Below are 23,653 nucleotides of genomic sequence, written 5' to 3'. Positions count from 1 at the left end.
GTCCGGCGCAACGGCTCCCCAGGGCTCAGACCAGAACGCCGACGCTCAGACCCTCGGTGATCGTGGACGGGATCGCGGCGGCCTTCGTGTCCTTGGCGGCGCGCACGGGCTGATCGCCGCCGCACGCGCAGGGACGCAGCCAGCCGCGCTCGACCGCCTTGGCCCCGGCCTCGAACCTGCTACGGGCGCCCAGGCGCTCCATGATGTCGGCGATCATGCGGCGCGCGGTGCGCAGGCCGACGCCGAGCTTCTTGCACACCGCTTCGTCAGTGAGTCCTTGGCTCATCAGACGAAGCAGTTCCTTCTCCAGCGGTGTGGGCTGGTCTCCCTCGCAAGCGCCCGGCGCGTCCAGCGGCGTCATGCTCTCGCAGAGCCGCTCGAACAGCGCGATCAGCCCGGTGATGTACCCGGCGCCCGACACCTGCACGGCTCCGGCGTCCGGGTTCTTCGGATCGACCGGCAGCAGGGCCGTGGTCCGGTCGTACACGACGAGCCAGAGTGGCAGAGTCGGGGCCGTGCCGACCTTTCCGCCGCTGTGGGCGATCCAGCGGGCGTAGGCGAGGCCGGCCCGGTCGTTGTAGACGCTCTCCAGGTAGACGTTCCAGACCAGGACCCCGCGGTCCATCATGTGCTGGTCCATCGGGCGGCGGGCGTGCATCGCCTCGGCGCTGTTCGCGCCGGCCGGAAGCAGGGAGACGCACTCGGTGGTGGCCCGGCCGGCCAGGCGCTCCATGCGCGCGTGGATCGCGGCCTGGGACTCGAGACGCTCCCACCCGGCGTGCGTACTCCGTGCCTGAGCGTCCTCGTACTCCTCGGAGAGTCGGTCCACCGCGGCCTTGATGTGCACGAACTCCTGCTGTCTGCGGAGGAGTTCGGACTGCTGCCGCTCCAGCATCGTGCACAGGGCGAGCGGAGGCCGGGTCGGTACGAGGGTGCCGGACACCTGGCGCAGCAGGGAGAGCTCCACGAGGCGGTTCACGCTCTGCCGTACGGCGGCCTCAGGCGCGTCAATGCCGAGCAGTAGATCGTCGAGGTGGCACCCTGGCCGGTCGAGTGCGAAGCGGTAGATCGTGTACGCCAGTTCGTCCAATCCCAGTGACTGCAACATCCGCCCCCCAGGCCTGCTGCTGAATTGAATTTCTTCAAGATAGCACGGTGATCGATCGTTTCGATGGTCTTCTCGCGCCGCAATCTGATCAAGACCGGCAGCATGTTGCCCGGCAACTTGCTGCCCCTGGAGGGAACTTCTCATGCGCCCGGCGGCGCCCGCAGTCTCGAACGCGTCACCCCCCGGCGTCACGACGCGACGCCACAACCATCGGGAGAAGGCTTTGAGCTCGTTCGAGACAGATCTGCGGATGAAGGCCGAAAGCGTCACGATCCGACCGCTGCAGACCTTCGACAAGCGGGTGAAGGTCCTCGGCTCCAAGAGCTACTCCAACCGCTACCTCGCGCTCGCCGCTCTGTCCGGTGAGGCCACCACGATCGAGGGTGCCCTCGTCTGCGACGACACGCAGTTCCTCGCGGGCGCGCTGCGCGCCTTCGGTCACGTCGAGGTGGACATCGACGCCGCGAAGGAGCGGATCACCGTCACGCCCACCGGCAGGCCGATGGTGGCCCCGGCCGAGGAGGTGTACGTCGGAGCGGCCGGCACCCCGATCCGGTTCCTGATCTCCATGGCAGGTCATGCCGAGGGGACGACCGTGCTCACCGGTACGAAGCGCATGCAGGAGCGCCCCATGGGCTCCCTCCTCGAAGCGCTGCCCGGCCTCGGCGTGACGGCCGAGGCCGTCCGCGGCAACGGCAGCCCGCCGATCAAGGTCACCGGCCCGAGCTTCCGCGGCGGCTCCACCCGGATCAGCGGAGCGGTCAGCTCCCAGTTCACCTCCAGCCTGCTGGTCAACGCCACGCGCGCGGAGCAGGACACCGAGGTCCACGTCGTCGACGACCTGATCTCCAAGCCGTACGTCGAGATGACGATCGCCGCCCTCGCCGAGATGGGCGTCGTCGTCGAGCGCGACGGCTACACCCGCTTCAAGGTTGCCGCCGGCCAGAAGCTGCGCGGCGGCACGGTCAACGTCGAGCCCGACGCCTCCGGCATGTCGTACTTCCTCGCCGCGGCCGCGGTGCTCGGCGGCACGGTCACCATCCCGGGCATCGGCAGCAACTCCAAGCAGGGCGACGTCGGCCTCGTCGACGCGCTGGTCCGCATGGGCTGCACGGCCGAGATCACCGACGACTCCATCACCCTCACCGGCGGGGAACTCCACGGCATCGACATCGACATGGAGACCATGCCCGACGTCGTCCCGACCCTCGCGGTCGTCGCCGCCTTCGCCCAGGGCACCACGCACATCAGCAACATCGCCAGCCTCCGCATCAAGGAGTGCGACCGCATCGCGGCCGTCACCACCGAGCTGCGCAAGATGGGCATCACCGTCGAGGAGTTCCCCGACGCCATGACCATCACCGGAGGCACGCCGCAGGGCGCGGTCATCGACACCTACGACGACCACCGCATCGCCATGTGCTTCGCCATCGCCGGCCTGCGCACCGAAGGCGTCGTCATCAAGGACCCCGGCTGCGTCGCGAAGTCCTTCCCGGCGTTCTGGAAGACGCTGGACAGCCTGCGCGACGACAACACCACGAGCACCCTGTGAGCGCCGGCACCCCGGGCATTCTGCTGGTGCTCGACGGCTGGGGGCACGCGGAGCCGAGCGAGGCCAACGCCCTGACCGCGGCCTCCACGCCGTACCTCGACGGCCTGCTCGCCACCTGTCCGGCCGTCTTCGCCGACGCCTCCGGCACCGCCGTCGGGCTGCTCCCCGGGACGGTGGGCAACTCGGAGATCGGCCACATGGTCATCGGCGCCGGCCGCCCCGTCCCGTACGACAGCGTGCTCGTCCAGGAGGAGATCTCCAGCGGGCGCATGCGCTCGAACGAGGCCCTGTCCGACGTGCTGACCCGCCTCGCCGCAACCGGCGGGGCCCTGCACCTCATCGGGCTCTGCTCCGACGGCATGATCCACGCCGACGTGCGGCATCTCCGGGAACTGCTGCGTATCGCCGCGCAGTTCGGAGTGCCGCAGGTCCGCATCCACGCGATCACAGACGGACGGGACGTCGCCGACCACACGGCCGCCGCCTATCTCGGGCTCGTCGACACGTTCGTCGCCGAGGCGGGGGTCGGCCAGGTGGCGACGGTCGTCGGACGCGGATACGCGCTCGACAAGAGCGGCAACCTCGAACTGACCGAGAAGGTCTCCCTCGCGATCGTCGACGGCAAGGGCGAAGCGGTCGACGAGCCGCAGGAGGCGCTGGAGTTGTCCCGGCGCGGTGACGAATGGGTGCCGCCCTGCGTCGTCACGGGTGCCGACGGCCGGCCGCTCGGGCTCGTCCAGGACGGCGACGCCATCCTGTTCACGAACTTCCGCAGCGATCGCATCCAGCAGCTCGCGGACGACCTGCACGGCCGGCTCGCCGGGCGTGGGGTCGCCTTTCTCAGCCTCGCCCAGTACGACACCGAGGCGTCCATACCGCCGCTGGTGCACCGGTCGGACGCGGGCGGCGGCCTCGCCACCGCACTCGCCGCGCAGGGCGTGCGCTCCGTGCGCATCGCCGAGGCCGAGAAGTTCGAGCACGTCACCTACTACCTCAACGGCCGGGACGCCACCGTCGTCCCCGTCGAGGAGCACGTCAGGATCACCGGCGATACGGCTGCCGACTACACGGCCCGACCGGCGATGAACATCGACCGGGTCACCGAAGCCGTGACCTCCGCCGCCGGCCGTGACGACGTCCCCCTCGTGGTCGCCAATCTCGCCAACATCGACGTCGTCGGCCACACCGGTCACTTCGACGCGACCCGGCAGGCCGCCGAGTACACCGACCGTGCCGTGGAGGCCATCTGCCGCACCGCGCGGACGACGGGTCGCTGGGTGCTGCTCGTCGGCGACCACGGCAACGCCGAGAAGATGCTCACCGATTCCGTGGAAGGCGGGGGCCGGCCGTACGGCGGCCACACGACCAACCCGGTCCCGGCCGTGCTCGTCCCGGCCGTCGGACAGCAGACGGCCGTGCCCGCGGGACCCGCCACCCTCGCCGACATCGCGCCCAGCGTGCTCGCGCTGCTCGGGCTCGACCCGGCGCCCCGCATGACCGGGCGGCCCTTGTGGTGAGCCGAGCGACGTCCGGCTCCCTCGAAGACAACGCGTCCCCTTTCACCCCCACTGGACCGGAGACATCCCGATGACCTCGCGCCCCCGGCTCGCCCTCGTCGGCGACCGCAGCGACCGCGTACCCGCCCATGCCCGATTCGACGAGATCGTCCCCGCCTTCGGCGTCGACGTCGACTGGCTCCCCAGCAGCACCGTGACCGAGGCCATCGCCGAGTACGACGGGATCTGGGTGGTCCCCGGATCGCCGTACGTCAGCCAGGCGAACGTGCTCCTCGCCATCCGCACCGCCCGCACCCTCGGCATCCCCTACCTCGGTACCTGCGGCGGCTTCCAGCACGCGCTCATCGAGTACGCCCGCAACGTCCTCGGCATCCAGGACGCGGAGGACGTGCAGTACGACGCGGACGCCTCCACCCCGCTGATCGTCCCGCTCTGCTGCTCACTGGTGGGCGAGACGGCGCCGCTCTCCTTCGCGCCGGGCAGCCGGCTCGCCTCCGCCTACCCGGGGCTGACGGAGACCGTGGAGACGTACCACTGCAAGTACGGCCTCAACCCGGACTACGAGGACAAGATCCTCTCCGGTTCCCTGCGCATCAGCGGCTGGGACGTGGAGAAGGCGCCCCGCGCGGTGGAGCTGCCCGACCACCCCTTCTTCGTCGGCAGCCTGTTCCAGCCCGAGTTGTCGTCGACGGCGGACCAACTCCACCCGCTCATCAGGGCGTTCCTGGACGCGGTGGGCGAGCGGGCGCGGCGCGACCATTGACATGGCGATCTCTCTGATTCGATACTTGTTTAAGTAAAGAGAGTTCGAATCAGATGAGCGGGAAGGAAGTGGGTCATGACCACGAACTCGACCGAGGCGGCCGAGCAGGAGCCCGTCGGCGGTTTCGTCACGGACCCGACCGCCACCGCGGGCGCCTCGCAGGGCGGCTGCTGCGGCGAGCCGGCCGACGCCACCGGCTCGGTCGCCGGCGGTCAGGGCGGCGGCTGCTGCGGTGAGCCCGGCGGCGGCTGCTGAGGAAGACGCCTCAGATGAAGGACATAGCCCAGGGCCAGGAGCCCGTCGCGGCGCGGTCGGCGGCGGACGCGTTCGACGCGGACCGCGCCCTGACGACGCTCCGGGCCCTGTGCACACCGGACATGCAGGGGCGCGCGCCAGGCACGGCCGGGCATGACCTGGCCACCGAGTTCCTCGCCGCGGAACTGAAGTCGTACGGCCTTGTGCCCGAGCTCGACAGCTTCGCCATCCGCGAGATCATGCGTCTGGCAGCCCAGCCCACCCTCCGGGCGGAGGGCGCGCGGCTCGACCGCGAGCTCGTCCACCGCGCCGAATTCGCCGAGCACCCGCGCTCGGGACCGATGCCCGGGCCCGTCACCGGCACGGTTGCCGAGGACGCGGGAGCGGGGGAGTGGGCAGCCCTGCCCACGGTCCCCCAGGGAAACGCCTTCGCCGAGCTCGCCGACACCCTGGTGTCGCGCGGCGCGGTGGGCATCCTCACCGCGCAGAACGCGGACGCCTCCGGATTCCTCACCAAGCGGGTCCAGGGCCCGTCGCCGGTCGGACTCCCCGTCGTGGCCGTACGACCGGACCTGCTGGCCGACGCGGTCGGCGGCGTGGTCACCGCCCACGTTCCGCTGATCCGTGTGCCCGCCATGGGCACGAACATCGTCGCCGGTCTGCCGGGCAGCGATCCGGAGGCGAAGCCCATCCTCCTCACCGCGCACTACGACGGTGTCGGGTCGGACCCCGAGCGGCACTTCCCGTGCGCAGGCGACAACGCCAGTGGGACCGCGGTGCTGTGCGAGGTCGCCCGCGTGCTGACCTCGTCCGAGCCGCTGCCCCGTCCCGTCGTCTTCGCCCTGGTCGACGCCGAGGAGATCGGCACGCTCGGCTCCGGGCACCACGCACGCACACTGCGTGCAGCGGGCGTCGAACCCGACGCGCTCAACCTCGACATGGCCGGCAAGTTCAACGGCAAGATCGCGATCGAGCTCGGACCGGCCGACCCCGCTCCCCGGCACATCATCGCCGCACTCGACAGCGCCGGCCGGCGTCTCGGCATCCAGCTGTACGCGGGAACGGTGTCGTCCGACAACCGGCGCTACGCGTCCGCCGGCTTCCCCGCCGCGGGCATCGGAGTCGGGGCGGCGCACTACCACTCGCCGCTCGACAGCCCCGAGCGGATCGAACCCGACGCGCTCGGCAAGGCGGGACGGCTCGTCCTGGAGACGATCCACCACCTCGCCACCCAGAACTGATTCCTTTCACCATCCTTTTCCCTTCAGGAGTATCGCCATGGCCGCGGCCCAGCAGTCCGTCTCCACCCAGCTCATCCAGCTCGCCCCCTCCGTCGGCGAGCACCACGCCGCCTTCTCCAAGAGCTACCAGGAGTTCTTCGGCGCCGTCTTCGACCACGACGCCCTGGACGCCAAGACCCGTGCCGCCGTCGCCCTCTGCGCCGCGCTCATGCAGGACCGCGAGGAGACCGTGCGGTCCTTCCTCGCCGCCGCCAAGAAGCTCGGGCTCAAGAACGAGGAGATAGGCCAGATCGCCGGCATCGTCGAGGCGATGAAGCTCGACGCCCTGCAGCGCCCCGCCGTCCAGGCCGTCGCCGCCGCGGCCAAGAAGGCCAACACCTGCTGCTGACCCCGGCTCGCTTCCATCCGACCTCACCTCGAAGGACCGCAGCACGTGACTGATCCATCCAACAGCGGCGCCGGCTCCGTCGTCGTGCTCGGAGGCCGCAGCGAACGGGAGTTCGCCGTCGTGCGGGACCTCGGGTACCGCGTGGTGCTCGTGGACGAGCAGGTGCCGTGGCACTGCATGCCTTGGGTCGACGCCCACCTGGACGTCGCGCTCGACGACTGGGACGCGGTGGCCGACGCCCTTCGCTCCGAGCTCGGCGACGAGGCCCCGGTGGCCGTGCTCACCCACACGGAACCGCGACTGCCGCTCATGGCTTACTTGGGCTCGCTCCTCGTCGACACCCCCCGGGGCCTCGACGAGACCGCGGCGGCGAACTGTCGTGACAAGTGGCGCACCCGGACCGTGCTGAGCGAGGCGGGTCTGCCCGTGCCCCGCTTCGCGCTCGCCACCACCGTGGAGGAGGCGATCGCGGTAGCCGAGGACATCGGCTACCCCGCGGTCGTCAAGCCCCGGGACGGGGCAGGCGCGTTCGGGGTGCGGTGCTGCCAGGACGAGCGCGAGCTGCGCGCAGCCGTCGGAGCCCTGTTCGACTCTCCGGCCGGCTCCCTGACCGGGGCCCTGATCGAGGAGTACGTCGACGGCCCCGAGTACGCCGTCCAGACCCTCACCCAGGACTCCGAGACCAGCGTCCTCAGCGTCTTCGGGCAGCGCATGACACCGCCGCCGGTCTTCGTCGAGCTGGGATACGAGCACCCCAGCGGCCTGTCGCCGGACGAGCGCGCCGAACTGGACGGCCTCATGCAGGATGTCCTCGCCGCTCTGGGCGTGCGGGACTGGATCAGCCACACCCAGATCCGGCGCGGTCCGGACGGCTTCCGCGTCATCGAGGTCAACGCGCGGCGCCCCGGTGGTCGGCTCGTCGAGATGACCACCGCCGTCAGCGGCGTCGACATGACCGAGGCGGTCACGCGTCAGGCCCTGGGGCTCCCGCAGCCCGACGCGAAGGCCACCGTGCCGTACGCGCGCTACGCGAGCATCGTCTTCGACACCGCGGGCACGCTCCTGTACGACGAAGTCGACGCGGAGACCGGGCCGTTCAGCCCCATCGTCGAGGTCGAGGTCGAACCCGGCGAGACCGTCCGGCCCAAGGAGCATCCGAACGGCGGTGTCTACGGCCGCATCGTGGTCTACGGCGAGACGGCCGAGGAGCTCGACCGGGCGGAGCAGGAGGTCCGCAAGGCCCTGAGCCTGCAGGTGCTGTTCGGAGACGGCCTCGGTCCGGCGGAGACCGACAGCCGCGAGTTCAAGTCGTGCTGCTGAGGTGGCGCGGATGACCCTCACCGAACCCGCACCGAAGATCTCGGGGTCGCACCGGATCGAGGTACGGACCTCCATCCAGACGGTCGACGCCGAGCAGTGGAACCGCGTCGTCGCCCGGGCCGGCGGGACCGTCTTCCACACGTGGGAGTGGCTCGCCGCCTTCGAGGACGCCCCGCCGGGCCGCTTCGAGCCCCGCCATCTGATGGCGTACCGCGGAGACGACCTCGTGGGTGTGTGCCCGGCGTACGTGGTGCACGACTGCCCCCGGCTCTCGTATCTGACGGACCTCGCCCAGGTCGACCTGGGCGGCCCCGTACTCCTGGCCCACAGCCTCGCGGCGCTCGACGGCGGACCGCTCGCCGTGCCCGGCCACGAGGACGCGCTCGCCTCGCTGCTCGGCGCCCTGGAAGCGACCGCGGGCGACGACGGCATACGGACCTGGGGCGTGGCGAACGCCCCCGCCGGCGACCTCGGCGGACTGCTGCTGCGGCACGGCTACGCCACCGCCCACATCACCACCTCGTACCGCTGCTCCACCGATGTGCCCTCCGTCGCGGACTACTGGGGCTTCGCCCCCGGCCGTCTGCGCCGCAAGCTGGAGAAGGAACGCCGCGTCTCCGGCCGCGAGTACACCGTGGCGGAGGCGCCGGCGGACGCCGACACCCTCGTACGCCTCCTGCACTCCATCCTTGAGAACCGTGGGACACCCACGGACGTGCTGCCCGAGGCGTTCCTCCACGCCGTCAAGGCCCGCCTCGCTCCGTACGAGCGCATGGTGACCGCCGTCGACGCCGACCAGCAGACCGTGGCGGTCTTCGCCGGCTGGCAGTTCGCCCAGAAGTGGTCGATGTGGCTGGCAGGGCTCGACACCGAGCGGCTCTCGCACTTCGTGCCGTACCGGGCCATGGCCGCCCGGCTCATCCAGGGCGCCGTCGCGACCGACGTCGGCTCCATCGACCTCGGCCGGTCCAACGGCGCGGAGAAGCGCAAGCTCGGCGCCCATCCCGTCCCGCTCTACCTCGCCCTCAACACCACCGATCGTGCCGAACGGGCCGCCCTGCACGCGGCCTGCCGACGTCTCGAAGAGCGGTGTCAGGGTGCGGACGAGCAACTCGACATAGTCAAGCGGTGCTGCTGATGAACACCGACTCCCTCGCCGACACGCGACCGAGCGTGGCGTGCATCTCGGGACGCCGCGTCGTCGACGTCCTCCACCATCTCGACGTACGGTCCGTCCTGCTCGACAACCCCACGCCGCTCGATCTCGCCTGCAAGGTCGACGTCCCCCTGGACATCGACCTGGACGACTGGGACGCCGCCGAGGCGGTGCTGCGCTGGCTCCACGCCGGCCGCCCGCTCGACGCGGTCTTCACCGTCTACGACGCGCACCTGCCGCTGGCCAGCTATCTGGCCGCGCGGCTCGGCACCCGCGGACTCGACCTCCAGGCCGCGCTCGCCTGCCACGACAAGATCCGCATGCGGATGGTGCTCGCCAGCGGGGGAGTACGCGTCCCCGACCACCTGCCGGCCTCCGACCCGGCCGATGCGGCGGCCGCCGCGCAGCGCCTCGGCCTGCCCGCCGTGCCCGTCGTCGTCAAGAAGGCGACCGGTTCCGGCGGGCGGGGCAGCATGCTCTGCCACAGCCCCGAGGACGTGGCCCGCGCAGTCGAGATTCTCGGACCTACCGCACTCCTCGTGGAGCGCGCGGTCGAAGGACCCGAGTACGCCGTGCAGAGCATCACCAGCGACGGCAGGACCGAGGTCGTCGGCATCCTCGCCCAGCACGTCGGCCCCGGCCCCCGGCAGGCCGAGACCGGGTACGACTTCCCGAGCGGACTCAGCCCGGAGCGGGAGTCCGAGGTGGCGTCCTTCGTCACCCGCGCCCTGGCCGTTCTCGGCTTCGACCACGCCGTCTCCCACACGCAGGTACGGCTCGCGGAGGACGGTCCCGTCCTCATCAACGTCGCCGCCCGACCGCCCGGCGGGCAGCTGTGCGCCGCCACCGAGCGCATCAGCGGCATCGACCTCACACGCGCAGCCGCCGAGATCGCCCTCGGGATCCCCGTCACGCGCGGGACGCCCACCGCGACCCGGGTCCTGTACCGGTGCGTCACCTCCGACAGCCCCGGCACGGCCTGGTACGACCTCGACGGCATCGACGCACCCGCCGTCACGCTCGACGTCGAGCCCGGCGACAGCGTGCGCAGCGTCGACGACCCGCACGGCGGCAGCTACGGCCGCATCGTGGTCTACGGCGACGACCCCGCGGAGCTGGAGAGCCGGTACCGCGCCATCTTCGAATCGCTCCGACTCCATGTCGAGCCCGACAACCAGCAGGTGATGCTCCCTTGACCCCTCGCATCCTCGTCCTCGGCGGCCGGCGCACGGTGCAGCAGCTGAAGGAACACACCGACTACGACGTCGTGTTCGCCGAGGAGAACATGACGATCGAGCAGCTGATGCTCGCCGACTACCCGCTGGAGGTCGACTTCGGCGACTGGGACGACACGATCGCCCTGGTCGCCGCGGCCCACGCCGACCAGCCCATCGACGCCGTCGTCACCGGAGTCGAGCGCCTGGTCCCTCTGGCCGGACGCCTGCGCGCCGAGCTGCAGCTCGACCACGGCATCACGGAACAGGCCGCCCGCGACTGCATCGACAAGGCGGCGACCCATCGGCTCCTCGCGGAGGCGGGCGTCCCCGTGCCCCGTAACCGCGTGGTCGCCGGAACCGGAGAGGGAGCCGAGGCCGCCGAGGAGCTCGGTCTCCCCGTGGTCGTCAAACCGCGTGACGCCTCCAGCGCCGCCGGCCTCAAGTACTGCGAGAGCCGCGAGGAGGTGGAACAGGCGGTCGGCGACATCCTGAAGGGGGGCCGGGACACGGCGCTCATCGAGGAGTACGTGACCGGGCCCGAGATAGGCGTCTTCGCCTCCAGGGTCGGTGGGCGGACCCAGGTCGTGTGGGTCGTCGAGGGGGAGGTCGGACCGCCTCCGACCTTCGTCAAGGTCGGAGGGTTCTTCCCGAGCCGCCTCGACGAGGAGCAGCTCGCCGAGCTCGAAGGCCTCGCGGACCGCGTCCTCGCGGCTGTCGGCCTCGACGACTGGGTCGCGGCCCTCCAGTTCACCCTCACGTCGGACGGCTGGCGGGCCGGCGAGGTCAATCCCCGTGTGCCCGGCGGGCAGGCGGTCGAGATGATCTGGTCGACCACCGGCTACGAGCCGAGCCTGATCGCCACCGAGGCCGCCCTGGGGCGGCACGCGGAACCCGAGGCCCCCAAGGCGCCCTTCGGGCTCTACCGCAGCGTCGTCTTCGACGGGAGCGGGCGCATCGACTACGACGCGCAGGCCGTCGGATCGCTGAGCGGGCTCGAGTCGCCGGTGCCGCCGTTCGTCGAGTTCGACGTCAAGCCCGGCGACGCCGTGCTCCCCGTCGAGCACCCCAAGGGCGGCGCGTTCGGCCGCATCGTGCTCGCCGGCGAGAGCCTGGAGCAGCTGGAGCGCGACTACGCGAAGGTCCGGGAGCAGCTCGCGATCCGGCTGGTCGACGACGCGGCAGCCGATGCCGCCGTGGACCGTGCGCACACCAGCTGCTGCTGACAACTTCTGCTTGATGAAGATCTGTTGACGGTCAACCAGACCACGTGATTCGATACTTTTGAAATCATCGAATCAACACCTTGGGAGGAGGAAGCATGGCTGACGACATGGTCGGTTCGGGCTGCTGCGAGACCAGCGGCGCCGAGGACGTCGCCGAGGACGGCCAGGAGTGCGGGTGCGCCTGCGCCTGCTGCGACTGATCCCGTACCGGGACGCTACGGCGGGCCGCACCCGACGGGTGCGGCCCGCTGACAACCACCAACCCACAAGACTCCAGAGGGGGCTCGACGTTGAACGACTCGCTTCGCGCGCTGCGCTTCATCTATGGCTACCCGCTGCGCTACCGCCGCGAGATCGTCACCGCCACGGTGATCATGTTCATCGGCCTCCTGGGCAACATCGCAGTGCCGCTCCTGACCCGCTACGCCATCGACATCGGCGTCCTGGGCGGGAAGTCGAGCAGCCTGCTGATCACCTCGGTCGGTGTGCTGGTCGCCGGTGCCGCGACCACGGCCCTGCTGCACTACGGCAAGCGCATGCGGTTCACCGTCGCCAGCAAGGCCGTCAACGACCTGCGTGAGGACCTGGTGCGCAAGATGATGCGCCTCGGTCCCGCCGATGTCGCCGAGGCGTCCGGTGGCCGCGCGCTCACCCGGCTCATCTCCGACGCCGTCTCGGTCCGCGGCCTCACCAACGGCGGCCTGCTCGAACTGCTCAACCAGCTGCTCGTCATGCTCGCCATGCTCGTCACGGCGCTCGTCATCGACCCGCGCACGACCCTGCTGGCCTGTATTCCGATGGTCTTCGTCATCGTCGGGAACTTCACCGTGCAGCTCCGCCTGCAGCGGGCGTTCATCGAGCTCAAGAGCCAGTTCACCAAGCTCCTCGCCGGTGTCGGCGAATCGCTCGCCAACATCAACGTGGTCAAGTCGTACGGCCGCGAGGCGGAAGCCTCCGAACGACTGAACAAGGTCAACGAGGCCCACACGGCCCGCGACGGCCAGATGAAGCGCACGTACAGCCGCTGGGAAGCCATCCTGAACGTCATCGGTGGCCTGCCCACGCCGATCGCCCTGTGGGTCGGCGGCAACGCGGTCCTGGACGGCACCAGCACGGTCGGTGACCTCGTCGCTGTCGTCGCTCTCGTGATGATGTTCCAGATGAGCGTCCACATGCTCGCCATGCACGTGAACGGTGCCTTCCGCAGCGTCGTCACCGCCCAGCGTCTGCTCCGCGTCATGGACGCCCGCTCCGTGCTCGCCACCGGAGAGGGAAGCACCGACATCCCGACCGTGGGAGGGATCCACGCCTCCGGCATCGACGTCGACGTCGCCGGCCGCCGGATCCTGGACAAGGCCGAGTTCCGCGTCGAGCCCGGCGAGGCCGTCCTGCTGACCGGCCCCACCGGCAGCGGCAAGTCCACCCTGCTCCACGTGCTGGCCCGACTGCGCGACCCCGAGGCCGGCAGCGTCACGTACGACGGCGTGGACGCCCGTACCTACGAGTCCGAGGCACTGCGCCGCCGGATCGTCTGCCTGCCCCAGCGCCAGTGGATCTTCGAGGGCACCCTGGAGGACAACGTCCGCTTCGCCCGCCCCGAAGCCACCCGCCAGGAGACAGCCGACGCCGTCGAGGCCGCCGGACTCTCCCACATCCCGCTGGACCGGCGCTTCGGCGCCACCACCCTGGACCTCTCCGCGGGCGAGCGTCAGCGCATCGGCCTGGCCCGTGTCCTGCTCGTGGACCCCGACATCCTGCTGCTCGACAACCCCACGGCGAACCTGGACGCCGAGACCGAGGCCGCGCTCCTGGAGACGGTCCTCCGGGTCCGCAGGGGCCGCACCCTGGTCATCGCCTCCCAGCAGCCGGCCGTCGCCGGCTATGTCGACCGCACCATCAGCCTCGCCTCCCCGGAGTCATCCGAGGACGCCACGGCCACCCTCGCGGGCGCGACCAGCGCGGACGGAGGAAGGGAAGCATGACCACCACGTCCATTCAGACGGCCGAGGCACTCCCGAGCGAGCGCGAGGCACGCCGTACGCTCCTCCGCGCCGTACGCCGCTTCCTCCCCTACCTGCGCCCCCACTGGGGCTGGCTGACGATCGCCACGTCCATGGCCGTCGCCAACACGATCGTGACGATCGCGGTGATGTACACGGTGATGGCCGGCATCGGCCACATCGTCATCGGCGACATGGAGGCCGTCCGGTCGACGGCACTCAACTTCGTCCTGCTGACCGTCCTCGACAACATCATCCGCATCACCTACAACTCGGCGATGATCCGGGTCAACGAGCGCCTGACGGTCACCATCCGCAACGACCTCGTGGCCCGCCTGCACAACGTCCAGCTCTCCCGGCACGTCGCCCAGGAGAGCGGCGCGTGGGTCACGCGCGTGCTGTTCGAGGCCAATCGTTTCCGCGGCTTCCTGACCAAGACACTGATGGAGATCACCAACAGCGCCATCTGGTTCATCGCCTTCGCCGTCTTCCTGCTCGCCCTCAGCCCCATGGTCGCCCTGCCCACGCTCTTCACGATCCCGCTGATGGTGTGGATCGCGGTGAAGTGGACGGCGCGCCTGCGACCCGACACCCGTGCGCAGCGCGAGGGCTGGGACCACATGGTCGGCTACCTCAACCAGCGGATCGACGGCCTCGCGGACATCCGCGCCTTCGGCCAGGAGGAGGCGGTCCTCGCCGAGCTCCGTCAGCGCTCGGAGGAGTACAGCGAGGTCCACAACCGGCTCTCCCGCAAGCGCCTGTGGCTCAGCTCGCACCTCGGCTTCAGCGTCTTCCTGGCCCTGTCCCTGCTGATCTTCTTCGGCGGCCTCCAGATCATCAACGGGCACCAGCTGGGATCCGGGTTCTTCTTCGACATGGCCTCCGGCATGATGCCGATGACCTGGATGCTCATGGGCACCGACACGATGATGGCGTCCATGGGCATGGCCTCCGGCACCGCGCTGGCGGCCGGCACCCTCGCCGCCTTCGCGCTCTTCGTCAAGCGCATGCTCAACCCCGTCCGCGACCTCGCCAACCAGCTGGGCCAGACGTCCGACATCGCCGCCTCCGCGCAGCGCATCCTCGACGTGCTCGATCTGGAGGAGGAGCAGAGCGGCTCCGGCACCCTGCCGCCCGTCGAGGGAGCCGTCGACGTCGACGACGTCACCTTCGCGTACGGCGAGGGGCCCGACGTCCTCCACGGCATCAGCCTGCACGCCGAGCCGGGCCGGCACATCGGCATCGTCGGCACCAGCGGCGCCGGCAAGAGCACCCTGATGCAGCTGCTCGTCCGCCTGTACACGCCGACGAGCGGCGCCGTCCGCATCGACGGCCACGACCTCGCCGACATCAGCAGCGCCTCGGTCCGCTCCCAGGTGCTCCTGGTCACCCAGGAGGCCCAGCTCTTCGACGGCACGGTCACCGAGAACATCCTGTTCGGCCGGCCCGACGCCACCGAAGAGCAGGTCGTCGAGGCGGCCAAGGCCGTCGGTGCCCACGAGGTGATCTCCGGCCTGCGCGACGGCTACAGGACCCGGGTCGGCGAGAGAGGTTCGCGCCTGTCCGTCGGCGAGCGCCAGATCATCGCCCTCGCGCGGGCCATGCTCGTCGACCCGCGCATCATCGTCCTCGACGAGGCCATCTCCAGCGTCGACCCCGACCGCCAGCGCCTGGTCTTCGGCGCGATCCGGCGCCTCCTCGAAGGCCGTACGGCGATCGTCGTCGCCCACTGGCTGACCCTCATCGAGGACCTCGACCAGGTCTTCGTCCTGGAGGACGGCCGCATCGTCGAGTCCGGCCGCCCCGTCGAACTGCTCACCGCGGGTGGGCGTCTCACCGAGCTCTGCCAGGCCCACGAGGGCCGCACCGGCAAGAACACCACCGGAAGCACCAACGGAAAGGACAACGCTCATGTCTGACACCAACCTCGGGAACATGTTCTGGGACGCCGCCCAGGGGAACGCGGCCCCGACGGTCGAGGCGCCGAAGGCGTCGTCGTGCTGCGGCCCGAAGCCGGCCGCTGAGGCCGCCGCGCCCGCCGCCCCCGCCGAGGCGGAGAAGGCCGAGCAGGCCGCCGCCCCGAAGAAGTCGTCCTGCTGCGGCCCGAAGCCCGCCGCCGACGCCGCCGAGGCCCCCAAGAAGTCCTCGTGCTGCGGCCCGAAGCCGGCCGCCGAGACGACCGAGGCCGCCGCCCCGAAGAAGTCCTCCTGCTGCGGCTGACCCGCACCCGCCCACCATTCAAGGAGCACAGATGACCCGGCGCACGGCCGTCACCCGGCCCGCCGTACGCGGCACGAAGGCGGTGCGCCTGGCCGCCGTGACGAGCGCGGCTCTGGCCGCGGTCCTCCTCAGCGGATGCAGTACGACCTCGGCCTCGGCCGGCGGCAGCACCGGCGGTACCCCCCTCGACGCGAACTGCCACGGCACGAAGACCGACGCGGGCCTGGAGATCACCCTCGCGGTCAGCCCCTGCCCGGCCAAGGGCGGCGGCGCGGCGGCCACGGCGACCGTCACCGTCAAGGACGCGGCGGGCAAGGCCGTGGAGGGCGCGAAGGTCGAGATCACCCCGGAGATGCCCAACATGAAGATGAAGGGCGGCCATCAGGAGGCGAGCGCCCAGGGCGACGGCTACGAGACGAAGCTCGTCATGGGCATGCCCGGTGAGTGGCTGGTCTCGGTCGTCGTCACGCCGGCCTCCGGCAAGGCGTCCACCGCCACGTTCGACGTGAAGGCGGAGTAGGGCCCGTGCTCAGTACCCGCGCGCGGACCCTGCCCGCCTCCAGCACCGCCGCCCTGGACGCGCACGTCAAAGCCCTGCTTGCGGACGGCGCCGACATCATCAACCTCACCGGCGGCGAGCTCGACTTCCCCACACCCGAGCAGGCGGCGGACGGGGCACGCCGGGCGATCGCCGAGGGTCACACCCGGTACACGCCCGTCGCCGGTATCGGACCCCTGCGCGAGGCGATCGCCCAGCGGCTCGCCACCCACTGGGGCTGCTCTTACGAGGCGAACCAGATCGTCACCACGAACGGCGCCAAGCAGGCCCTCGCCCAGATCTTCACCGTGCTCTGCGAGCCCGGCGACGAGGTGATCCTCCCGGCCCCGTACTGGGTGAGCTTCCCGCACATGATCGCCCTCGCCGGGGCCGTACCCGTCGTCGTCGACACCGCCGGCACCGGCTTCAAGCTCACCCCCGAGGCGCTCAGGGAGCGGATCACCCCGAAGACCAGGGTCCTCCTCCTCAACAGCCCCTCGAACCCGACCGGCGTCGTCCACGAGCGCTCGGAACTCCAGGCGCTGACGGCCGTCGCCGTCGAGCACGACCTCGTCATCGTCAGCGACGAGATCTACGGAGACCTGGTCCACGAGGGAGCCACCTTCACGAGCGTGGCCTCCCTCGGCCCGGATGTCGCCGAACGGACGGTCACCATCGGCGGCTTCTCCAAGACGTACGCGATGACCGGCTGGCGCATCGGCTTCGCCGCCGCTCCCGCGCCCGTCGCCGCAGCCCTCTCGGCCGTACAGGGACACACCAGTTCCGCCCCCTCCTCCATCTCCCAGTACGCCGCGCTCGCCGCCCTGACCGGCGACACGGACACGGAGCTCGCCCGCCGCGCGGCGGAGCTCGACGCCAGGCGGACGCTGATGAGGGACGGTCTCGCCGGCCTGCCGCCTCTGCGGCTGACCGGCCGACCCCAGGGCGGATTCTTCGCCTTCGTCGACGTCCGGGGTCTCTACACCGGGCCCGGCGACGACGCGGTCACGGTCGCCCGCGACCTCCTCGAACACGCGGGTGTCGCGGTCATGCCCGGGCGGGACTTCGCCGCCCCCGACCACGTGCGCCTCTCGTACGCGGTCAGCGCCGACGACATCGCTCAGGCGCTGCACCGCATCGGCACCTACCTGAAGACCACCGACCTGAAGACCACCAACGAACGGAGCACCTCATGAGCGACACCGCCACCACCGTCTTCGACGTCCGCGGCATGACCTGCGGTGGCTGTGCCAAGCGCATCCGTACCGCCATCGAGACGGACCTCGGCGACGGCGCCGAGGTGGTCGTCGACCACAAGGCCGGCCGGGTCACCGTCACCGCGCCCGGGGGCGTCAACGCCGAGTCGGTCCAGGCCGCCGTCGAGCGCACGGGATACGAGTTCGCCGGAACGGCCGCGTGAACCCGTCCGCCAAGCTCGCCCTCTTCGCCGTCGGCCTCGTCGCCTGCTTCGGCATCTCGTACCTGCTCGGCAGCGCGCTGCCGCCTCTGTAACCCCCAGTCCACCGTCTTAAGGAGTACGCAGTCATGGCAGGCACTGCCACGACGGCACCAGCCGTGGTCACGCTCGACATCGGCGGCATGACCTGCGGTGCCTGCTCGGCTCGGATCGAGAAGAAGCTCAACCGCCTCGAGGGTGTGACCGCCGAGGTCAACTTCGCCCTCGAACGGGCCCACGTGAGCTTCGACGAGCGGCACTCGGTCGACGACCTCATCGACACCGTCGTGAAGATGGGCTACACCGCCGAGCTTCCGCCGCCCCCCGAGGCGGCGGCCTCCGCGTCGAACAACGCGGAGACGGCCGAGGAGGCCGCGGACCGCGAACTGGCGGCCATGCGCCGGCGCATCCTCATCTGCCTCGCGCTCACCGTGCCGGTCATCGCGATGGCCATGGTGACGCCGCTCCAGTTCGACAACTGGCAGTGGCTGTCGCTCACCCTCGCCGCCCCGGTCGCGATCTGGGGCGCCTGGCCTTTCCACACAGCGGCCTGGAAGAACCTCAAGCAGGCCGGCGGGACGATGGACACGCTGGTGTCCGTCGGCGTCCTCGCCTCCTTCGGCTGGTCCCTGTACGCCCTGTTCTTCGGCTACGCCGGCATCACCGGCATGCAGATGCCGTTCCTGATGACCCCCACCCCGGGCCAGGGCCTGCACCACATCTACCTGGAGGTCGCCACCTCCCTCACGCTCTTCGTCCTGGTCGGCCGCTACGCGGAACACCGCGCCAAGCGTCGGGCGGGCAGCGCGGTACGCGCCCTGCTCGAACTCGGAGCCAAGGACGTCACCGCCGTGCGTGCGGGCCAGGAGGTCACCATCCCGATCGGCGAACTCCGCGTCGGCGACCAGTTCGTGGTCCGCCCCGGGGAGAAGATCGCCACCGACGGCGTGGTCGTGGAAGGCACCTCCGCGGTCGACGCGTCGATGCTGACGGGGGAGAGCGTCCCGCAGGAGGTGACCGTCGGCGACAGTGTCGTCGGTGCCACCGTGAACACCAGCGGCCGTCTGACGGTCCGGGCCGAGCGAGTCGGTGCGGACACCCAGCTCGCCCACATCAGCCGGCTCGTCTCCGAAGCCCAGGCGGGCAAGGCGCCCGTGCAGCGGCTCGCCGACCGGATCGCCGCCATCTTCGTCCCCGTGGTCGTCGCCATCGCCTTCTGCGTGGGCGGGTTCTGGATCGGCAACGGCGGGGACGCGGCCGTCGCGCTCACCGCGGCCGTGGCCGTCCTCGTCGTCGCCTGCCCGTGCTCCCTCGGGCTCGCCACCCCGACCGCCCTCCTCGTCGGCACCGGGCGCGGCGCCCAGCTCGGCATCGTGATCCGCGGACCCCAGGTCCTGGAATCCACCCGCCGCATCGACACCGTCCTCCTCGACAAGACCGGCACGGTCACCACCGGCAAGATGCGGCTCGTCGAGACCGTCTGTGCCGAGGGCACCACCCGCGACGAACTGCTGACCCTCGCAGGCGCGTTGGAGCACTCCTCCGAGCACCCCATCGCCACCGCGGTCACGACCGCTGCCAGGGACGTGACCCCGGACCTGCCCACGGTCGCCGACTTCCAGGCCAGCGCCGGCTTCGGCGTGGTGGGCACGGTCGACGGCCGCGAGATCATCGTCGGCCGACCGGGCTGGGTCGGTGAACGGATGAGCACGCCGGACAGCCTCCGGAGCCGCCTCGCCGAGATCGAAGGCAGCGGCCACACTCCCGTGGCCGTCGGCTGGGACGGGCGCCTGCGCGGACTCCTCCTCGTCGCCGACGAGGCCAAGCCCACCAGCCGCCGTGCCATCGACGAGATGCGCGGCCTGGGCCTCAACCCCATCCTGCTGACCGGCGACAGCAAGGGCGCTGCCCGCCGTATCGCCGACGAGATGGGCATCACCGAAGTCGAGGCGGAGGTCCTGCCCCAGGACAAGGCCGCCGTGGTGCGCCGCCTGCAGGATGCAGGCCGCAACGTGGCCATGGTCGGCGACGGCATCAACGACGCCGCCGCGCTGGCCCAGGCCGACCTCGGCATCGCGATCGGCGGCGGCACCGACGCCGCCATCGAGGCGAGCGACATCACCCTCGTACGCGGAGACCTGCGCGATGCCGCCGACGCGGTCCGCCTTTCGCGGCGCACGCTCGGGACGATCAAGGGCAACCTGTTCTGGGCGTTCGTCTACAACCTCGCCGGCATCCCCCTCGCGGCGTCCGGTGTTCTCAACCCGATGATCGCGGGTGCGGCGATGGCGCTCTCCAGCATCTTCGTCGTGACCAACAGCCTCAGACTGCGCGGGTTCAAGTCGTCCTCCCGGGGCGACGACGCGAAGGCCGAGGCCGAGATCCTGGCCCCCGCGCGCCCCAGCCCGGCGGCGGTCTCGTGATCGTCAGCTCCATGGGCCTGCCGATGGCCCTCGTCGACGTCGACCAGGCGCTGAGCGGCGGCTGGCGGGCGTACGAGGACAAGGTGGACCTCATCAGGGTCCAGGACCCGCCCGCGGAGTCCTGGACCCGGCTGAGGGAGGCCGGGTTCCTGCCCAAGCCGCAGGTGGTCGCCTGGCGGGCCGAGGTCCTGGACTCCGAGGAGCAGTACCTCGGGACGCTTCCCCGGAAGGATCGCTACGACATCCGGACGGCCTATCGCAGGGCCGCCGAGGGCGATCTGCAGGTCCGTTCGGAGCCGCTGACGGCCGGCCTGCTGGACGAGTTCCTGGAGCTGTACGAGCGCCAGGTCGCGGCCATGCGTCACGGGTGGGCCATCGCTGTCGAACAGCGGGGGAACATCCTCGCCGAGGCCGAGACCTACCGCGCGGTCACGATTCGTTCGCACGGCACGCTCGTGGCTGCCTGCCTGAACCAGGACGTCCCGGCCAAGGACGAGATCCGCGCGCGCTTCTCGGCCGTGAGCTCGGACCGGCGGCATGACAGCCTGGCCCGACTTCTGTACTGGGAGATGCTGCGCGAGGCGCGCGCCAGGAAGCGGCGCTGGGCCTCGCTCGGCCGGGACATCAACCTCTACGGCCATGTGGTCAAACCAGGACTGTTCAGCTTCAAGTCGCGGCTCGGCTTCACCGCCGTACCGGGACAGCTGCTGGAGCCGGGAAGCGGATCGCACCAGGCCGACCGGGTGGTTCGCTTCTCGGAACTCACCGACCCGACGCTGCTGTTGTCCTACGCGCCGGTGGACGGGGAAGCGGCGGCCGTGGCGGCCCCGCTGCATCTGAACCTCTTCACCCCGTCGGAGGGGCTGGACGCGGGCCCCTATCGAGGCGTCGGTCTCGCCGACACCACGGTGCACACCGTACAACCCACCTGAGACCGCGGGCGGGCATCGCGATCATCCCCCGTACGCGATGCCCGTCCGCTTCGCGTCTGTGTGTCAGACGCGGGCGGGCATGGCGAGAACGGACGCCAGGGCGGCGAAGACGTCCGGGTCCACTCGGTAGTAGACCCAGCTGCGCCGACGCTGGGAGCTGAGCAGCCCGGCCTCGCGCAGCTTCTTCAGGTGATGGGAGACCGTCGGCTGCGAGACGCCCACGTCCGCGATGTCGCAGACGCACGCCTCGCCGGCGGGGTGGGAGGCCACGCGCGACAGCAGCCTCAGCCGGACCGGGTCGGCCAGTGCCTTGAAGAGGTTGGCCAGTCGCTCGGCATCCAACGCCGAGAGCTCCGCCGAGATGAGCGGAGAGCAACAGGGGACCGCCCCTTGCGGCGGAAGGGTGACCTCGGGAGCCGCACTCAGGTTCGACATTCTTCTATTTTTGCATGTGTCGAATTACGGCCGCAATGGGTTGCCCGATCCGGGTGCGCGGTGACTGGACGTCAACTACCCAGCGCGAGAAGGGCGGACATGGTCGCCACGGGCTGCGGTGCGACCCGGTAGTAGATCCAGGTGCCGCGCCGTTCGGAGGTCAGGAGTCCGGCCTCGCGCAGCTTCTTCAGGTGATGGGAGACGGTCGGCTGTGAGACGCCGACGTCCGAGATGTCGCACACGCATGCTTCCCCGGCGGGGTGTGAGGCGACGCGCGAGAACAGGCGCAGGCGAACGGGGTCGGCGAGCGCCTTGAACAGCGTCGCCGCGTACTCGGCGTCGCCCTCGGAGAGGGCGCCGGAGTCGAGCGGCTCGCAGCAGGCCGTCGATGCCGCCTCGATGGTGGCCGCGGGACGTTTATTCGACATTCTTCTATGTTGACACTTGTCGATGTGTGCGGCAAGCTGGCCTCAGATTAGATACTCGTCTAATCAGTGGAGCGGGGATCCTCCCGCCGACAGCGAAGGACAGAGCCCCGATGACCACCATCGATGCCGCTGAACTCCCCGTCGTCGTCATCGGCGCGGGCCCCATTGGCCTCGCAGCCGCAGCCCACCTCGTGGACCGGGGCCTGAACCCCCTGGTGCTCGAAGCGGGGGACGCCGCCGGAGCCGCCGTGCGCGGCTGGTCCCACGTGCGGCTGTTCTCCACCTGGGACGAGGTCATCGACCCGGCCGCCGAGAAGCTCCTCGCGGCGAACGGGTGGCAGCGGCCCGACGGCGCCTCCTACCCGACCGGCGGCGACTGGGCCGACTCGTACCTCCGCCCCCTTGCCGACGCACTCGGCGACCGCGTCCGCCTGGGAACGACCGTCACCGGCGTCTCCCGCGCCGGCCGCGACCGCGTCGTGGACGCCGACCGAGACGAGCAGCCGTTCACCGTGCAGGCCGTCGCCGCCGACGGATCCGAGCTCCGTCTCCTCGCCCGCGCCGTCATCGACGCCTCCGGCACCTGGGCCAAGCCCGGCCCGGCCGGCGGCAACGGCCTGCACGCCGTGGGCGAGCGCGCCCACGCGGAGCACATCGCTTACCGGGTGCCCGACCTCCGCGACACCGAGACCCGCGCCCGGTACGCCGGCAAGCGCACCGCGGTCGTGGGCAGCGGCGCCTCCGCCTTCACCGCGCTCGTCTCCCTCGCCGACCTCGCCGCGTCCACGCCGGGCACGCGCGCCCTGTGGGTCCTGCGCCGCGGCGTCACCTCCTCCACGTACGGAGGCGGCTCGTCCGACCAGCTCCCGGCCCGCGGCGCCCTCGGTCTCGCGGCCAAGGCCGCGGTCGACGCCGGCCACGCCGACGCCGTGACCGGCTTCCGCATCGCCGAGATCGAGGCGAACGCCGACGGCACGCTCACGCTCGTCGCGGAGGACGGCACGCGCACCGAGCCCGTCGACGAGGTCATCACCCTCACCGGTTTCCGCCCCGACCTCTCCTTCCTCGACGAGCTCCGCCTCGACCTGGACGCACGGCTCCAGGCCCCCGTCGACCTAGCGCCGCTGATCGACCCCAACGTCCACTCGTGCGGCACCGTCTACCCCCACGGGGCCAAGGAGCTCTCGCACGGCGAGAAGGACGTGTACCTCGTCGGCATGAAGTCCTACGGCCGCGCGCCCACCTTCCTGGCCATGACCGGCTACGAGCAGGTCCGCTCGATCGCGGCGGCCCTCGCGGGTGACCACGAGGCCGCCGAGCGCGTCGAGCTGACGCTGCCGGAGACCGGCGTGTGCGGCGGCTCCGGCCTCTTCGACGCCCCTGCCGAAGAGGAGGAGGGCGGCAGCTGCTGCGGCGCCCCCGCCCCGGAGATCCTCCAGATCGGGACCATCGGGCTCGCCGGCCGACCCGTCGGCAGCTGA

At 70.9% G+C, this 23,653-nt stretch carries 22 protein-coding genes; 19 read left to right on the top strand and 3 right to left on the bottom strand.

Annotated elements, in window-relative coordinates; genetic code table 11:
- Positions 1–25: 25 nt before the first annotated feature.
- On the bottom strand, positions 26–1,108 hold the full coding sequence (locus ACZ7HT_RS21545; protein ID WP_471168127.1) for a helix-turn-helix transcriptional regulator: 1,083 nt from the start codon (positions 1,106–1,108) through the stop codon (positions 26–28).
- Between the two features lie 250 nt (positions 1,109–1,358).
- Between ACZ7HT_RS21545 and aroA the strand changes: the two genes are divergently transcribed.
- The 18 genes from aroA to ACZ7HT_RS21455 all read left to right on the top strand — a co-directional run bounded on the left by aroA (position 1,359) and on the right by ACZ7HT_RS21455 (position 21,309).
- Positions 1,359–2,660 (top strand): 3-phosphoshikimate 1-carboxyvinyltransferase, encoded by a 1,302-nt coding sequence (aroA, locus tag ACZ7HT_RS21540; protein ID WP_471168310.1) that lies wholly within the window; start codon positions 1,359–1,361, stop codon positions 2,658–2,660.
- The gene (gpmI, locus tag ACZ7HT_RS21535; protein ID WP_471168125.1) at positions 2,657–4,177 is read left to right on the top strand and encodes a 2,3-bisphosphoglycerate-independent phosphoglycerate mutase; all 1,521 of its coding nucleotides are present in this window, start codon (positions 2,657–2,659) and stop codon (positions 4,175–4,177) included. The genes aroA and gpmI overlap by 4 nt, the downstream gene beginning before the upstream one ends.
- Positions 4,178–4,247: 70 nt before the next feature.
- Positions 4,248–4,940 (top strand): CTP synthase C-terminal region-related (seleno)protein, encoded by a 693-nt coding sequence (locus tag ACZ7HT_RS21530; RefSeq protein ID WP_471168122.1) that lies wholly within the window; start codon positions 4,248–4,250, stop codon positions 4,938–4,940.
- Positions 4,941–5,015: 75 nt separating this feature from the next.
- Positions 5,016–5,195 carry a hypothetical protein gene (locus ACZ7HT_RS21525; protein WP_467458323.1) on the top strand — a complete coding sequence of 60 codons (180 nt, stop codon included), beginning with the start codon at positions 5,016–5,018 and terminating at the stop codon, positions 5,193–5,195.
- 14 nt (positions 5,196–5,209) lie between these two features.
- Positions 5,210–6,436: a M28 family metallopeptidase gene (locus ACZ7HT_RS21520; RefSeq protein WP_471168120.1), complete on the top strand. Its 1,227-nt coding sequence runs from the start codon at positions 5,210–5,212 to the stop codon at positions 6,434–6,436.
- A 37-nt stretch (positions 6,437–6,473) separates the two neighbouring features.
- Positions 6,474–6,824, top strand: coding sequence for a carboxymuconolactone decarboxylase family protein (locus tag ACZ7HT_RS21515; RefSeq protein WP_467458319.1), 351 nt, complete (start codon positions 6,474–6,476; stop codon positions 6,822–6,824).
- Between the two features lie 45 nt (positions 6,825–6,869).
- Entirely contained in the window at positions 6,870–8,144 is a 1,275-nt protein-coding gene (locus tag ACZ7HT_RS21510; RefSeq protein WP_471168117.1) for an ATP-grasp domain-containing protein, read from the top strand.
- A gap of 10 nt (positions 8,145–8,154) precedes the next feature.
- Positions 8,155–9,282, top strand: coding sequence for a GNAT family N-acetyltransferase (locus ACZ7HT_RS21505; protein WP_471168114.1), 1,128 nt, complete (start codon positions 8,155–8,157; stop codon positions 9,280–9,282).
- Positions 9,282–10,496 (top strand): ATP-grasp domain-containing protein, encoded by a 1,215-nt coding sequence (locus tag ACZ7HT_RS21500; protein ID WP_471168307.1) that lies wholly within the window; start codon positions 9,282–9,284, stop codon positions 10,494–10,496. Before ACZ7HT_RS21505 ends, ACZ7HT_RS21500 begins: the two co-directional genes overlap by 1 nt.
- A complete protein-coding gene (locus ACZ7HT_RS21495) occupies positions 10,493–11,740 on the top strand; it encodes an ATP-grasp domain-containing protein (RefSeq protein WP_471168111.1) in 1,248 nt (415 codons plus the stop codon). Before ACZ7HT_RS21500 ends, ACZ7HT_RS21495 begins: the two co-directional genes overlap by 4 nt.
- Positions 11,741–12,030: 290 nt before the next feature.
- Positions 12,031–13,722: an ABC transporter ATP-binding protein gene (locus ACZ7HT_RS21490; RefSeq protein ID WP_471168109.1), complete on the top strand. Its 1,692-nt coding sequence runs from the start codon at positions 12,031–12,033 to the stop codon at positions 13,720–13,722.
- Positions 13,719–15,659: an ABC transporter ATP-binding protein gene (locus tag ACZ7HT_RS21485; protein WP_471168106.1), complete on the top strand. Its 1,941-nt coding sequence runs from the start codon at positions 13,719–13,721 to the stop codon at positions 15,657–15,659. The genes ACZ7HT_RS21490 and ACZ7HT_RS21485 overlap by 4 nt, the downstream gene beginning before the upstream one ends.
- Positions 15,652–15,960: a hypothetical protein gene (locus ACZ7HT_RS21480; protein WP_471168104.1), complete on the top strand. Its 309-nt coding sequence runs from the start codon at positions 15,652–15,654 to the stop codon at positions 15,958–15,960. Before ACZ7HT_RS21485 ends, ACZ7HT_RS21480 begins: the two co-directional genes overlap by 8 nt.
- 31 nt (positions 15,961–15,991) lie before the next feature.
- Positions 15,992–16,480 (top strand): FixH family protein, encoded by a 489-nt coding sequence (locus ACZ7HT_RS21475; RefSeq protein ID WP_471168101.1) that lies wholly within the window; start codon positions 15,992–15,994, stop codon positions 16,478–16,480.
- Positions 16,481–16,485: 5 nt separating this feature from the next.
- Complete coding sequence (locus tag ACZ7HT_RS21470; protein WP_471168099.1) at positions 16,486–17,694, top strand: pyridoxal phosphate-dependent aminotransferase; 1,209 nt, start codon at positions 16,486–16,488, stop codon at positions 17,692–17,694.
- Positions 17,691–17,918 (top strand): heavy-metal-associated domain-containing protein, encoded by a 228-nt coding sequence (locus ACZ7HT_RS21465; RefSeq protein ID WP_471168097.1) that lies wholly within the window; start codon positions 17,691–17,693, stop codon positions 17,916–17,918. Before ACZ7HT_RS21470 ends, ACZ7HT_RS21465 begins: the two co-directional genes overlap by 4 nt.
- A 125-nt stretch (positions 17,919–18,043) precedes the next feature.
- Complete coding sequence (locus ACZ7HT_RS21460; protein ID WP_471168095.1) at positions 18,044–20,377, top strand: heavy metal translocating P-type ATPase; 2,334 nt, start codon at positions 18,044–18,046, stop codon at positions 20,375–20,377.
- Positions 20,378–20,388: 11 nt separating this feature from the next.
- A complete protein-coding gene (locus ACZ7HT_RS21455) occupies positions 20,389–21,309 on the top strand; it encodes a GNAT family N-acetyltransferase (protein ID WP_471168092.1) in 921 nt (306 codons plus the stop codon).
- Between the two features lie 63 nt (positions 21,310–21,372).
- On the opposite strand, the gene ACZ7HT_RS21450 is transcribed toward ACZ7HT_RS21455, so the two are convergent.
- Both ACZ7HT_RS21450 and ACZ7HT_RS21445 read right to left on the bottom strand, forming a co-directional pair.
- Positions 21,373–21,744: an ArsR/SmtB family transcription factor gene (locus tag ACZ7HT_RS21450; RefSeq protein WP_471168089.1), complete on the bottom strand. Its 372-nt coding sequence runs from the start codon at positions 21,742–21,744 to the stop codon at positions 21,373–21,375.
- A 71-nt stretch (positions 21,745–21,815) separates the two neighbouring features.
- The gene (locus ACZ7HT_RS21445) at positions 21,816–22,172 is read right to left on the bottom strand and encodes an ArsR/SmtB family transcription factor (protein ID WP_471168086.1); all 357 of its coding nucleotides are present in this window, start codon (positions 22,170–22,172) and stop codon (positions 21,816–21,818) included.
- Between the two features lie 110 nt (positions 22,173–22,282).
- Here ACZ7HT_RS21445 and ACZ7HT_RS21440 point away from each other — a divergent pair, with 110 nt between their 5' ends.
- The gene (locus tag ACZ7HT_RS21440) at positions 22,283–23,653 is read left to right on the top strand and encodes an NAD(P)-binding domain-containing protein (RefSeq protein ID WP_471168084.1); all 1,371 of its coding nucleotides are present in this window, start codon (positions 22,283–22,285) and stop codon (positions 23,651–23,653) included.

The organism is Streptomyces sp. NPDC037410 (assembly GCF_055602235.1).
This window is presented reverse-complemented; position numbering and strand designations above follow the sequence as displayed.

Bases quoted from the DNA above. Each gene is read 5' to 3' on its own strand.
- ACZ7HT_RS21545 (WP_471168127.1), bottom strand. From the start codon at position 1,108: ATGTTGCAGTCACTGGGATTGGACGAACTGGCGTACACGATCTACCGC.
- aroA (WP_471168310.1), top strand. From the start codon at position 1,359: ATGAAGGCCGAAAGCGTCACGATCCGACCGCTGCAGACCTTCGACAAG.
- ACZ7HT_RS21530 (WP_471168122.1), top strand. From the start codon at position 4,248: ATGACCTCGCGCCCCCGGCTCGCCCTCGTCGGCGACCGCAGCGACCGC.
- ACZ7HT_RS21525 (WP_467458323.1), top strand. From the start codon at position 5,016: ATGACCACGAACTCGACCGAGGCGGCCGAGCAGGAGCCCGTCGGCGGT.
- ACZ7HT_RS21520 (WP_471168120.1), top strand. From the start codon at position 5,210: ATGAAGGACATAGCCCAGGGCCAGGAGCCCGTCGCGGCGCGGTCGGCG.
- ACZ7HT_RS21515 (WP_467458319.1), top strand. From the start codon at position 6,474: ATGGCCGCGGCCCAGCAGTCCGTCTCCACCCAGCTCATCCAGCTCGCC.
- ACZ7HT_RS21505 (WP_471168114.1), top strand. From the start codon at position 8,155: ATGACCCTCACCGAACCCGCACCGAAGATCTCGGGGTCGCACCGGATC.
- ACZ7HT_RS21500 (WP_471168307.1), top strand. From the start codon at position 9,282: ATGAACACCGACTCCCTCGCCGACACGCGACCGAGCGTGGCGTGCATC.
- ACZ7HT_RS21485 (WP_471168106.1), top strand. From the start codon at position 13,719: ATGACCACCACGTCCATTCAGACGGCCGAGGCACTCCCGAGCGAGCGC.
- ACZ7HT_RS21480 (WP_471168104.1), top strand. From the start codon at position 15,652: ATGTCTGACACCAACCTCGGGAACATGTTCTGGGACGCCGCCCAGGGG.
- ACZ7HT_RS21475 (WP_471168101.1), top strand. From the start codon at position 15,992: ATGACCCGGCGCACGGCCGTCACCCGGCCCGCCGTACGCGGCACGAAG.
- ACZ7HT_RS21465 (WP_471168097.1), top strand. From the start codon at position 17,691: ATGAGCGACACCGCCACCACCGTCTTCGACGTCCGCGGCATGACCTGC.
- ACZ7HT_RS21460 (WP_471168095.1), top strand. From the start codon at position 18,044: ATGGCAGGCACTGCCACGACGGCACCAGCCGTGGTCACGCTCGACATC.
- ACZ7HT_RS21455 (WP_471168092.1), top strand. From the start codon at position 20,389: ATGGGCCTGCCGATGGCCCTCGTCGACGTCGACCAGGCGCTGAGCGGC.
- ACZ7HT_RS21450 (WP_471168089.1), bottom strand. From the start codon at position 21,744: ATGTCGAACCTGAGTGCGGCTCCCGAGGTCACCCTTCCGCCGCAAGGG.
- ACZ7HT_RS21445 (WP_471168086.1), bottom strand. From the start codon at position 22,172: ATGTCGAATAAACGTCCCGCGGCCACCATCGAGGCGGCATCGACGGCC.
- ACZ7HT_RS21440 (WP_471168084.1), top strand. From the start codon at position 22,283: ATGACCACCATCGATGCCGCTGAACTCCCCGTCGTCGTCATCGGCGCG.